We start from the raw sequence: 12,084 nt of genomic DNA, 5'->3' as shown, positions 1-12,084 counted from the left end.
TAATGTTAAAGCGGGAAATAATACTATGGGGCCTGGGCCGAAATGGCAAAAGGGAAAATATTACTCAGATATGAATTCTGAAAGATTGCTGAAAGAACGCGGTGAACAACTTCAAACGGCAATCCAAAATGAACAAAATCAAAACCGCTGGAAATTAAATCCGTATTGCTTTCAAAAGAAAAAGACAAGGTGCTTGCAACATGCTGTCCGATGGTTATTGTTTGTTCGGCTTTAGTTGCGCTATTATCATCTTTAGGCGCTTTTTCAGCAACAGCTTTTGTATTCGCGTGAAGGATTGGCGAATAACAAACTGCTCCCAGCATTGTTAGAATCAATGCAAAAAGTAGCGTGAAATAATATGATGAGTACTGTTTTTTCATTTTTATAGCCTGCAAAGCTAAATAAATCAGAGCAGAACACAAATTAATAGGCTAAAATCCGATTTAACAATTCGTTGAATGTTTTTTCAAAGGAGTCATCATCGGTGACCTCATAATCCGCTTCCTGCTGATAAGGTAAAACATATTGATTATAAGAATCCCGGGCGTGGTTATCAAACCGGTACTCAATTTCAGACAATTCATAGCCCCGTTCCCTGATATCCCGTTCGATCCGGCGTTTGCGCTTTACATCAAACGGAGCGTCAATAAATACTTTTGCATCAATCCTTTCCCTGATTTCTTTATAATGAAACAGAAAAATCCCTTCTGCAATAATGACTGGCGCGGGTTCAATAATCCGGAAATCCAGCGATGGAGGAGAAATTTTATATTGATAAACAGGCTGTTCGATCGAAAAGCCATTTGTCAGATCCAGAAAATCATAGATCATTTTCTGCGTATTAAGCGCTTCGGGCAAATCGAAATTCAGATAGCCGTTTTCATCTTTTTTTTGCCAGTCGCGGGGTAAATAATAACTATCAAGGGTAAAAGACACAACCTTCCCTTCGGGCGCCCTGGCAAGAAGCATATCTTTTAAATATGTTTTACCCGATGCGCTTCCGCCACAAATACCAATCACCAATGGAGGTTTCATTTTGGATCTGCCAGATAATCATACAGTTTTGCTACAGCCAGAGCCCTGTGGCTGATCGTGTTTTTTTCTTCCATCGACATTTCTGCAAAAGAGGTGGCATAACCATCAGGTCTGAAAATCGGGTCGTAGCCAAAGCCCTTTTCCCCATGCCTTTCTGTTAAAATTACGCCGCTTACTTCGCCCATAAACTGCAGCTGTTGACCATTTAAAACAAGTGTTATACAGGTTTTAAAGGAAGCTTTACGGTTTTCTATGCCTTGAAGGGCCGTTAACAGTTTATTCATATTATCTTCCGGAGAGCAGCCTGGACCAGCATAACGGGCAGAGTAAACGCCGGGTGCCCCATTTAAGGCATCGACTAATAGTCCGGTGTCGTCTGCAAAGCAATTAACATGATATTTCTGAGCAACATACTGTGCTTTTTGGGCAGAATTTTCTTCAATCGTCGGACAGGTTTCCGGTAATTCTTCCCGACAGCCAATATCTTCAAGGGATAAAATAGTTATCTGCGGGTTGATTTTGGAGCGAACCTCTTCGAGTTTATGTTTATTGTTGGTTGCAAAGCAAATCGAAATCATAAGGCAAGGTAAATTTGAGCTCTAAATTCAGCATTTAGGTCACCAATTCCCAGAAAAGCGGACAGAAAACATACAAAAAGTCCCGTGACTGGCTTCGCTAAGAATTTATAGTTTAGCAAAGGCTTGGCAATTGTGGATTAAATCCGTAAGTTTGCGGTTCGTTAAAAATAGATGGACGGGATCCATCGACATGTTTCACAACAAAACATAATTGTTCTATGGCAGTTAGAATTCGTTTAAGCAAAAGAGGTAGAAAAAAATTAGCTCTTTATGACATCGTGGTTTCAGATTCAAGATCTCCACGTGATGGTAAATTCATCCAGAAGTTGGGTACTTACAACCCTAATACCAACCCTGCCACTGTGGTATTAAATGATGAATTAACATTTGACTGGGTAATGAAAGGTGCATTGCCAACAGATACAGCACGTACTATTTTATCAGAGCGTGGTGTTATGTTGAAAAAACACTTACAGGTAGGTGTTGACAAAGGCGCTATCACTCAGGATGCGGCAGATCAGAAATTCAAAGCTTGGGTTAGCAAAAAAGAATCAGCTAAAACTTCTGCGGCTAATGCTTTAGTTAGCAAAAAAGAAGCTGATAAAAAATCTCGTTTAGCAGCTGAAGTTAAAATTAAAGAAGCAAAAGCTGAACAGGTTCGTGCTAAAAAAATCGTAGCAGAAAACCCGGTAGCAGCAGCTGATTTAGCAGCGGCAGCAGATGCACCGGCAGAAGCAGCTGAGTAATTTAATACATTAAAACTATGAATCCGGCAGATAACATCCTTTGGGGAAACATCGTCAAGGTTCATGGGGTAAAAGGTGAGGTACTGGTTCAGGTATTTTCTGACGACCTTAGCGATTACGAAACATTGGAATCTGTTTTTGTTGAAATCAAACAAAAACAGATTCCTTTTTTTTTAAGCTCATTCAACTTTGCTACTCATAAACGTTGCATACTGTCATTTGAAGATATTGTAACGGTTGAACAGGCAAAACCATTGGTAGGAGCAGATATTTACATACCTGTTTCCCAAATGGCGGAAGCCGATGAAGGCAGACTTTCCTATCAGGCAATTATTGGCTTTGAAGTGATTGATTCTGTTCAGGGTAAACTAGGTACTATTTCTAATTTCTTTCAGAAAACCGGCCAGGATTTATTAATGATGGATTACCAGGAGGCAGAAATTCTGATTCCTGTAACAGAAGAAATCGTTCATTCGGTTGATGTCAAAACCAAGCAGGTGTTTACAACCCTGCCGGAAGGCCTGATCGAAATTTATCTTAACGAAGAAGACGCTTCAGAATCAGATGCGGATTGATATTATCACATGCTTGCCGAAATTGCTTGACAGTTTCTTTGGGCACTCCATTGTAAAGCGTGCTCAGGAAAAAAGAATTGCTGAAGTTGTAGTGCATGACCTGCGTGATTATACGCTGTTTAAGCACCGCCAGGTAGATGATTACTCGTATGGTGGTAGCGCCGGCATGGTATTAATGGTTGAACCTATTGACCGCTGCATTACTGCTTTAAAAGCCGAAAGGGGGTACGACGCAGTCATTTACATGACACCCGACGGTAAAACCTTTGACCAGCAGACAGCGAATCGTTTCTCCTTATTCAAAAATATCATTATACTTTGCGGGCATTACAAAGGTGTCGACGAGCGCGCACGACAGGCATTCATTACTCATGAGATCAGCATTGGCGACTATGTACTCTCAGGTGGTGAATTAGCCGCTGCAATCGTTTCTGACGCATTAATACGCCTGATTCCGGGTGTTTTGTCCGACGAAACCTCAGCTCTTACAGATTCCTTCCAGGACAGCTTATTGGCTCCGGCTGTTTATACCCGCCCGGCAGACTATAACGGAATGATTGTGCCGGAAATCCTGCTTTCGGGTAATGAAAAAGAAATTGAAAAATGGCGGTTTGAAAACGCCTTACAGCGGACAAAAGAAAGAAGACCAGATCTTTACGATAAGTTCGTTCGGGGAAATGACCCCGATGTCAAATAAAATTGTCCGGCTTATGCTGGTAATTTAATTTTATTCTTTATCTTTGCAGTCCTTTATTGGAAAAGATACTTAACTACTTACATATATGAGTAATCTACTTAAAATCGTTGAACAGGATTATTTAGCTGTACAAAAAGCACTTCCTGAATTCAAAGCTGGTGATACGATCAATGTTCACGTAAAAATTAAAGAAGGCGCTAAAGAGCGTATTCAGCAATATCAAGGCCTTGTAATCCAAAAAAGAAATTCTGGCAACGGAGCTTCTTTCACAGTTCGTAAAATTTCTGCAGGTATTGCAGTTGAACGTATATTCCCGACAATGTCTCCATTCATCGACAAAATCGAAGTATTGCGTGCAGGTTCTGTTCGTAGAGCCCGTTTGTTCTACCTACGCGACAAGTCTGGTAAAAATGCCCGTATCAAAGAGAAAAAGAAGCCAGTTGAAGCTGCAAAATAATATAACCGATCATTCGGCAAAAAGTCTTCCCGCCAATAGCAGGAAGACTTTTTTATTTACAAGCATTTTCGATCTAAAATAAAAAATCCCGATCCGATAGCTATCGGATCGGGATCGGGAAGATCTATAATAGATTTTTATTTTTTGATTCCGTCGAAGATTTCAAATTTACCTAATCCCCAGCGCTGTAATCTGTATGATACAGAGACACGTAATACACCTAATCCATATTGAACGCTGCGTTTAAAATTAATACTGCTCGCATCGTCAAAGTATTTTGTCGGACAGGTTACTTCACCGATCTCGTAACCTGCAAAGGCAATCTGTCCCAGCATTTCATTATCAAACACAAAATCGTCTGAATTTTTATGTAATGGTAAGCGTTCCAGGATCTCTTTGCTGAATGCTCTGTAGCCTGTGTGATATTCGGCAAGCTTTTGTCCCATCATAACATTCTGGAACAGCGTTAAGAAACGGTTAGAAATATATTTATACATTGGCATGCCGCCGCGAAGCGCGCCTTTGCCTAATATTCTGGAACCAAGCATTACAGGGAATAATCCGCGTGCGATCGGGTAGATCATGGCTTCCAGTAACAAAGGAGTATACTGATAATCCGGATGCAGCATTACCACAATGTCTGCACCATTCTTTAATGCTGCCTCGTAACAGGTTTTTTGATTACCGCCATAACCTTTGTTATTATCGTGGCGAATAACTGTGTGAATTCCTAACTTTTTTGCAACTTCAAACGTTTCATCTTTTGAGTGATCATCAACAAGAATAACTTCATCAACAATATTGAATGGAATTTCTTTGAATGTCTGCTCAACAGTTTTCGCTGCATTGTAAGCAGGCATCACGACAACAATCTTTTTATTATCGATCATGGCACAAGTACAATTAGTTCAAATAAAAAAGCCTTCGGTTACTACCGAAGGCTTCGACTCGAGTGGTGATGAGTGGGATCGAACCACCGACACAAGGATTTTCAGTCCTTTGCTCTACCAACTGAGCTACATCACCTTCCGTTATTAGGAGTGCAAATGTAGTTAAAAATTTTGTTTATTTGCAAGTATGATCCAGTATTAATTCAATATAAATTATGCACGTAGTCGCACAAATTATTTTCATCGTATTACTTTCCGCAGCCGGAGTAGGAATATATTTGAGTATCAGTAGAATCCGAAAAAGTATTTTATTGGGCCGCGACGAAGATCGTAGCGATAATAAAATGGCGCGGATAAAAAACATGTTGCTCATGGCACTCGGACAGAAAAAAATGTTCAAAAAACCGCTGCCCGCTATCCTGCATTTTTTTGTATATGCAGGTTTTTTGATCGTCAATATCGAAATGCTGGAAATTGTAATCGACGGAATCTTTGGTACGCACAGAATATTCGCTCCGTATTTAGGAAGTTTCTATCCGATCGTTATAAATATATTTGAGTTTTTAGCCCTGACGGTAATTATTGCATGTGCCGTATTCTTAATCAGACGGAACATCACACACGTAAAACGTTTCTCCGGGACAGAGATGACGAAATGGCCATTACTAGATGCGAATCTGATTCTGGGCATGGAAATCTTATTAATGATCGCTTTCTTAAAAATGAATGCTATGGATCAGGTGCTGCAGTCAATGGGCAGCGAGCACTACCTGCCAACCGGAACCTTTTATATCAGCTCACTGCTCACAGGATTTTATTCATCTTTCTCTGAGAACTTCCTGATCTTTGCTGAACGAGCCTGCTGGTGGTTCCACATCATCGGTGTTATGTTCTTTGCTAATTATGTATTCTACAATTCCAAGCACTTACATATTTTCATGGCATTCATCAATACATATTATGCTAAACTTACACCTGCCGGTAAGTTTACAAATATGCCTGAAGTAACCAAGGAGGTAAAACTGATGCTGAACCTGCCTGTTGAAGAAGCAACGGCTGATGCAGCACCGGGAAGATTCGGAGCAAAGGATGTAAAAGACCTGACATGGAAAAACTTACTCGATGCATACAGCTGTACCGAATGCGGAAGATGCACACAGCAGTGCCCGGCAAATATTACAGGCAAAAAACTGAGCCCGCGTAAAATCATGATGGATACCAGGGATCGTTTGGAGGAAGTCGGAAAAAATATTAAGCAGCATGGTGCTGATTACGATGATGGTAAATCATTGCTAGGAACATATATTTCAGAGGAAGAAATTCTGGCCTGTACAACTTGTAATGCATGTGTAGAAGCTTGTCCCGTGACAATTGATCCGGTTAGCATTATCATGCAACTGAGAAGATTTAAGTTAATGGAAGAATCTCAGGCGCCAGCATCCTGGAATTCGATGCTGTCAAATATTGAGAACAATATGGCACCATGGAAGTTCTCTCCGGCCGACAGGTTTAACTGGGCAGACAAATTAAAAGGGTAAGTATAATTTGTAATTGAATTTAACAAACTAAGAAACGAAAAGCATTAGGCCCTGGGCTTTCTGCCTTAAGCATAAAAAAAGATATGGAATACAAAGTACCAACGGTAGCAGAATTAAAAGCGCAAGGCAAAGACCCTGAAATCATTTTCTGGGTAGGATGCGCAGGTTCATTTGATGATCGCGTAAAAGCGGTAACAGTTGCTTTTGTTAAAATTCTAAATCATTTGCAGGTAAATTTTGCGGTATTGGGTACTGAAGAAGCGTGTACCGGTGATCCTGCAAAGCGTGCCGGAAATGAATTTCTGTTTCAGATGCAGGCAATGGCAAACATAGAAGTGCTGAACGGCTACGGAATCAAAAAAATCGTTACTGCCTGTCCGCATTGTTTCAATACATTAAAAAATGAGTACCCGGAACTGGGCGGCAATTACGAAGTGATTCATCACTCTCAACTGTTGCAGCAGTTTATCAATGAGGGCAAGATCAAAATGACCGAAGGAGGAGAGTTTAAAGGTAAAAAAATTACCTATCATGACTCCTGCTACCTGGGCCGTGCAAATAATGTGTACGAAGCACCGCGCAAGGTATTGGAAGTGCTTGATGCCGAACTGGTTGAAATGAAACGTTGTAAAACGACCGGTCTTTGCTGCGGAGCTGGTGGCGCGCAGATGTTTAAAGAACCTGAAAAAGGTAATAAGGATATTAATATTGAACGTACCGAAGAAGCATTGGCAACAGGAGCGAAAATCATTGCGGCTGCCTGTCCGTTTTGTATGACCATGCTTTCAGATGGTGTTAAGAATAAGGAACAGGAACACGAAGTAAAAGTGTTCGATCTGGCGGAACTTATTGCACAATCTAAGGGTCTTTAAGCTATGTATGTACCATTCGACAACTTATCTGACCAGTCGAGAGTCTGGATCTATGCTTCACAAACACCTTTTAACCCGAAGCAAACGGCGTTTATTTCTGAAACATTAAAGCCATTCACAGATGACTGGCAAGCTCATGGAACGCCTTTGAAAGCATCTTTTACAATCAGCCATAATCAGTTTATTATTATCGGAGTGGACGAATCTCACCATTCCCCAAGCGGTTGTTCAATCGATAAATCTGTGCAGATAATTAAAAATATTGAATCAGAACTGGGAATTGACTTGATGAACAGAATGGTTGTATACATACTCAAGGATAAGATGGTTCAGACAGCCATGCCGGAGGATCTGGGAATCTTGATTGCAGGGCATATTTTAACGCCTGATAGTCAGGTTTTTGATAATACAATTACGTCTTGTAAAAACTTCCGCAATAGTTGGATTAAGACGGCAAAAGAGACATGGATTCAGCGGTATTTTAAGCAGGAAAACGTTTGAAAGGCCTATTTCGTTAACATAAGTTTATTACTCGATTTTACTTTTTCTACTAGAAAGTTGTATTTTAATGTAAAAAAAAACTTAAATTGCTTTAATTAAAAGCATTTTGCATCCATACTATATCTTATAAGAATATCGTTTCATGAAGAGATTTATTCAGGCAATTTTTATCTTGGGGTTTGTAGCTTTTGTTGCATGTACCCCTAAAAGCGCTAAGTATTTTGCTCAAGCGGAAATTCAATACAAGCAGGCTGAATATCAGCATGCAATTGAAAATTACCAACAATCTTTAAGCGAAGGCGGTGACGTTGCTCAATGTAACTATTACATAGCCGAATGTTACAGACGTTCAAACCGTATTCAGCAGGCAGAACCATATTACCGTAAGGCAATTGAAGCAGGTGTGAAAGACGAAGAAGCACACTTTTTCTACGCAAATGCTTTAAAATCAGTTGGAAATTACGAAGGTGCTGCAACTCAATACAAGCAGTACATTAAAACAGGTTCTAATTTCGATTACATCAACAGAGCAAAAAAGGAACTTGAAAACCTGAAAGCTTTAGAGGAAATCGTTGCAAGACCAACCTATTATAAAATCGAAAACTTAAGTGCATTAAATACTCCTGAAGCAGAATATGCTCCATTCTTCTTCAAGGATAAACTTTATTTTACTACTTCAAGAGATGCTGAAAAAATGCACTCTGCCACAGGTACAGGTTTCACAAACATTTATGAGTTCATCTTTGATGGTGTTGAAAAGTTCTCCGGACAAGCAATGCCGTTACCTGACAATCTGAATACAGAAGGTGCTCACGAAGCATCTTGCATAATCACGAAGGATGGTAAAACAATGATCTTTGCCAGAGGTAACAGCGGTGCGAAAAAAGGTCCTACGGATGTTGATTTGTATAAAACAACTATGGGTTCTGATGGCAAATGGACTGACCCTGTAATGCTTGCTATCAGTGATGCAGATGCTTGGGATGCTTGCCCTGCATTATCACTGGATGAAAAAACATTATTCTTTGCTTCAAACAGAGAAGCTGAAGGCGCTTTAGGAAACGTTGATATCTATAAGGCTACACTGGACGAAAAAGGAGAATGGTCAAACCCGGTTAACGTTGGCGCACCAATCAATACCCGCGGGAATGATATGTATCCATGTGTAAACAAAGATGGTGTGTTTTACTTCTCTTCAGACGGACACCCTTCTTTAGGTTCTCTTGATATTTTCTACATTAAAAACGAAGGCGGGAAATTATCAATCGAAAACATCGGAAAGCCAATCAATACAAGTTATGATGATTTCGGTTTAGTTTGGAAAGACAGCCTGGATGGTTATTTCGCATCAAACAGAGTGGATGATGGGGCTAAAGGTGATGATGATATTTACTTCGTAAAAAATACTTACTGGGACAGAACAGCGAAGTACATTGTTGACGGTACTTCGTTCGGAAGATCTAAAGCAAATCCTAAATACATCCTGCCTGGAGCAACAGTTTACTTGTTTAATGAAGCTGGAGATACATTACAATCAACTGTTGCAGATGCAGATGGTAAGTTTCAGTTTACAGTTGAACCAGACAAGAAATATTTCTTAGTTTCTCACATGGATAAATACTTCTCTCACATCAAGGAAGAGTGGGAGCCGTTTACCATTGCTTCAGTACCATTTAAAGACTTAAAAATCGGCGAGAACGAAATCAAAAAATCTGCAGAAGTTATCCTGATCAAGAGAGAAAAAATTGTATTCGTTCGTAACATTTTATATGACTACGATAAGTGGAACATCCGTGAAGATGCTGCAAAAGAACTGGATGTAATTGTTGAATTGATGCAGGCAAACCCGGATATCCTGATCGAATTAGGGTCACATACCGATGAGCGTGGATCTGCAGATTACAACCGCGTCTTATCTCAGAAACGTGCACAGTCTGCCGTTGATTACATAGTAGCGCACGGTATTGCAAAAGAAAGAATTACAGCAAAAGGTTATGGTGAAGATGATCCTGCAATCAAAGGTGCTAAAACAGAAGAAGATCACCAGGCTAACCGTCGTACAACATTTAAAGTGCTGAACAACTTTAACGACGAATTGCAAATCAAATCACATTAATTTATTTTCAAACATTGTTTTAAAAGTCTCCCGATTAATCGGGAGACTTTTTTATTTTTACATATTCAAAACGGAATTATCATGAGTAGCAGCGACAGATACATGCAGCGCGGGGTTTCATCTCAGAAAGAAGATGTTCATAAAGCCATAAAATCCATAGATAAAGGCATTTATCCGAAAGCATTTTGTAAGATCATTCCCGATATTTTAGGGGGTGATCCGGAATACTGCAATATCATGCATGCAGACGGTGCGGGAACAAAATCCTCATTAGCATATGTTTACTGGAAAGAAACCGGTGATATATCTGTCTGGAAAGGAATTGCACAGGATGCAGTAATCATGAATATTGATGACCTGATCTGTGTAGGAGCTGTAGACAATATCTTATTATCATCTACAATTGGCAGAAATAAAAATCTGATTCCGGGTGAAGTGCTGGCGGCAATCATCAATGGCACGGAAGAAGTACTGCAGATGCTGCGTGATAATGGCATCGGAATTTACAGCACAGGTGGCGAAACGGCAGATGTTGGCGATTTAGTCCGGACAATAATTGTCGATAGCACGGTAACATGCAGAATGAAGCGACAAGATGTCATTTCTAATGAGAATATTAAGGCTGGCAATGTAATTGTAGGTTTTGCATCATACGGACAGACAACCTATGAAACCGAATATAACGGCGGCATGGGGAGTAACGGATTGACATCGGCAAGGCATGATGTATTTAACAATGTGCTTGCGCAGAAATATCCGGAAAGTTTTGATCCGAAGGTGCCTTCAAATCTGGTTTATTCCGGGGAAATGAATCTGACAGATCCTTACCTGAATCTACCTCTTGATGCCGGGAAACTGGTGCTTTCAGCAACAAGAACGTATGCACCGCTGATGAAAGAAATTATCAGCCGGTATAAAGGTAAAATCGACGGTGTTGTTCATTGTAGTGGAGGCGGGCAGACGAAGGTGCTGCATTTTACAGATGAAAAAACACACATCATTAAAGATAATTTATTTGATGTGCCGCCATTGTTTCAGCTGATCCAGGGCCAAAGTAATACACCGTGGGAAGAAATGTACAAGGTATTCAACATGGGACACCGTCTGGAAATATATACCGATGCGGCAAATGCGGAAGGCATGATCGCGATTGCAAAGAAATTTAATATTGAAGCAAAAATAATAGGCAGGGTAGAAGCTCCTGTAGCTGGTAAAAGGCTTACCATTACAGGTCCGCAGGGAACAGAATACACCTACGCATAAGCAAAAGAAATAAATGAATATACCATTTTATAAATATCAGGGTACAGGAAATGATTTTGTATTGATTGATAATCGTACAAATATCTTTGATAGAGAACGCCGGGATATTGTTGCACAAATTTGCCACAGAAGATTCGGAATTGGTGCAGACGGCTTTATTTTATTGCAGAATAAAGAAGGCTATGATTTTGAAATGGTATACTACAATGCAGATGGCAACGAAAGTACCATGTGCGGAAACGGCGGCAGATGTATTGTGCAGTTCGCTTATGATCTGGGTGTAATCGGCGCAGAGACAAGATTTTTAGCTGTTGATGGTCCGCATGATGCACAGGTGAAGAACGGTTTGGTATATCTGCATATGATTGATGTTCATGCCGTGAATGATCTCGGATCTCAGGCATTCTTCCTGAATACAGGCTCTCCGCATTATGTAAAACAAGTGAAACAGATAGAACAATATCCGATTTTCGAACAGGGTAAGTCAATACGTTACAGCGAAGCGTTCAAACCGGGCGGTACGAATGTAAACTTCATGGAAATGCAGAATGAAACCTTGTTTGTACGCACATACGAACGCGGTGTTGAGGATGAAACTTATTCCTGTGGCACAGGTGTAACAGCCGCCGCCATTGCAGCATCTAGAATGGGCGCGCGTGTGCCCGTTACAGTGAAAACACTGGGCGGAGATCTGCAGGTTTCCTTTACACAGGCAGGAGAAAATCAGTACACGGATATATATCTGATTGGTCCGGCCAAAAGGGTATTCGAAGGGCAAATAGAGGTTTCCTTTTAGAGACTAAATCAGTTATAATT

14 protein-coding genes and 1 tRNA gene are annotated in these 12,084 nt (G+C 40.4%); 10 read left to right on the top strand and 5 right to left on the bottom strand.

Annotated features, from left to right (window positions below):
- Positions 1-23: 23 nt before the first annotated feature.
- The 3 genes from ACTHJT_RS05375 to ACTHJT_RS05365 are packed head-to-tail and all read right to left on the bottom strand — an operon-like array spanning position 24 to position 1,613.
- Positions 24-380 (bottom strand): hypothetical protein, encoded by a 357-nt coding sequence (locus tag ACTHJT_RS05375; RefSeq protein ID WP_440236926.1) that lies wholly within the window; start codon positions 378-380, stop codon positions 24-26.
- A gap of 43 nt (positions 381-423) precedes the next feature.
- Positions 424-1,035 carry a uridine kinase family protein gene (locus ACTHJT_RS05370; protein ID WP_440236923.1) on the bottom strand — a complete coding sequence of 204 codons (612 nt, stop codon included), beginning with the start codon at positions 1,033-1,035 and terminating at the stop codon, positions 424-426.
- Positions 1,032-1,613, bottom strand: coding sequence for a non-canonical purine NTP diphosphatase (locus ACTHJT_RS05365; protein ID WP_440236920.1), 582 nt, complete (start codon positions 1,611-1,613; stop codon positions 1,032-1,034). The genes ACTHJT_RS05370 and ACTHJT_RS05365 overlap by 4 nt, the downstream gene beginning before the upstream one ends.
- Positions 1,614-1,831: 218 nt before the next feature.
- Here ACTHJT_RS05365 and ACTHJT_RS05360 point away from each other — a divergent pair, with 218 nt between their 5' ends.
- The 4 genes from ACTHJT_RS05360 to rplS all read left to right on the top strand — a co-directional run bounded on the left by ACTHJT_RS05360 (position 1,832) and on the right by rplS (position 4,088).
- Positions 1,832-2,359 (top strand): 30S ribosomal protein S16, encoded by a 528-nt coding sequence (locus ACTHJT_RS05360; RefSeq protein ID WP_440236918.1) that lies wholly within the window; start codon positions 1,832-1,834, stop codon positions 2,357-2,359.
- Between the two features lie 17 nt (positions 2,360-2,376).
- Positions 2,377-2,934 (top strand): ribosome maturation factor RimM, encoded by a 558-nt coding sequence (gene rimM, locus ACTHJT_RS05355; RefSeq protein ID WP_440236915.1) that lies wholly within the window; start codon positions 2,377-2,379, stop codon positions 2,932-2,934.
- On the top strand, positions 2,924-3,631 hold the full coding sequence (gene trmD, locus ACTHJT_RS05350) for a tRNA (guanosine(37)-N1)-methyltransferase TrmD (RefSeq protein ID WP_440236912.1): 708 nt from the start codon (positions 2,924-2,926) through the stop codon (positions 3,629-3,631). Before rimM ends, trmD begins: the two co-directional genes overlap by 11 nt.
- 85 nt (positions 3,632-3,716) lie before the next feature.
- Positions 3,717-4,088 carry a 50S ribosomal protein L19 gene (gene rplS, locus ACTHJT_RS05345; RefSeq protein WP_440236909.1) on the top strand — a complete coding sequence of 124 codons (372 nt, stop codon included), beginning with the start codon at positions 3,717-3,719 and terminating at the stop codon, positions 4,086-4,088.
- Between the two features lie 137 nt (positions 4,089-4,225).
- On the opposite strand, the gene ACTHJT_RS05340 is transcribed toward rplS, so the two are convergent.
- Both ACTHJT_RS05340 and ACTHJT_RS05335 read right to left on the bottom strand, forming a co-directional pair.
- Positions 4,226-4,978 carry a glycosyltransferase family 2 protein gene (locus ACTHJT_RS05340; protein ID WP_440236907.1) on the bottom strand — a complete coding sequence of 251 codons (753 nt, stop codon included), beginning with the start codon at positions 4,976-4,978 and terminating at the stop codon, positions 4,226-4,228.
- A gap of 63 nt (positions 4,979-5,041) precedes the next feature.
- Positions 5,042-5,114, bottom strand: a tRNA-Phe gene (locus ACTHJT_RS05335).
- A 79-nt stretch (positions 5,115-5,193) separates the two neighbouring features.
- Between ACTHJT_RS05335 and ACTHJT_RS05330 the strand changes: the two genes are divergently transcribed.
- The 6 genes from ACTHJT_RS05330 to dapF all read left to right on the top strand — a co-directional run bounded on the left by ACTHJT_RS05330 (position 5,194) and on the right by dapF (position 12,064).
- On the top strand, positions 5,194-6,516 hold the full coding sequence (locus tag ACTHJT_RS05330) for a 4Fe-4S dicluster domain-containing protein (RefSeq protein ID WP_440236905.1): 1,323 nt from the start codon (positions 5,194-5,196) through the stop codon (positions 6,514-6,516).
- Between the two features lie 83 nt (positions 6,517-6,599).
- Positions 6,600-7,388 carry a (Fe-S)-binding protein gene (locus ACTHJT_RS05325; protein ID WP_440236903.1) on the top strand — a complete coding sequence of 263 codons (789 nt, stop codon included), beginning with the start codon at positions 6,600-6,602 and terminating at the stop codon, positions 7,386-7,388.
- A gap of 3 nt (positions 7,389-7,391) precedes the next feature.
- Complete coding sequence (locus tag ACTHJT_RS05320) at positions 7,392-7,889, top strand: hypothetical protein (RefSeq protein ID WP_440236901.1); 498 nt, start codon at positions 7,392-7,394, stop codon at positions 7,887-7,889.
- Between the two features lie 142 nt (positions 7,890-8,031).
- The gene (locus tag ACTHJT_RS05315; protein WP_440236899.1) at positions 8,032-10,005 is read left to right on the top strand and encodes an OmpA family protein; all 1,974 of its coding nucleotides are present in this window, start codon (positions 8,032-8,034) and stop codon (positions 10,003-10,005) included.
- Between the two features lie 81 nt (positions 10,006-10,086).
- Entirely contained in the window at positions 10,087-11,268 is a 1,182-nt protein-coding gene (locus ACTHJT_RS05310) for an AIR synthase related protein (protein WP_440236896.1), read from the top strand.
- Between the two features lie 13 nt (positions 11,269-11,281).
- Positions 11,282-12,064, top strand: a complete 783-nt coding sequence (gene dapF, locus ACTHJT_RS05305; protein ID WP_440236895.1) for a diaminopimelate epimerase — start codon at positions 11,282-11,284, stop codon at positions 12,062-12,064.
- The last annotated feature ends 20 nt before the right edge of the window (positions 12,065-12,084 follow it).

This window comes from Cytophaga sp., from assembly GCF_051961495.1.
In the GTDB taxonomy this organism is placed as follows: Bacteria; Bacteroidota; Bacteroidia; order Cytophagales; family Cytophagaceae; genus Cytophaga.
The sequence above is the reverse complement of the archived record's forward strand: the minus strand, read 5'-3'. Positions and strand labels throughout refer to the sequence as shown.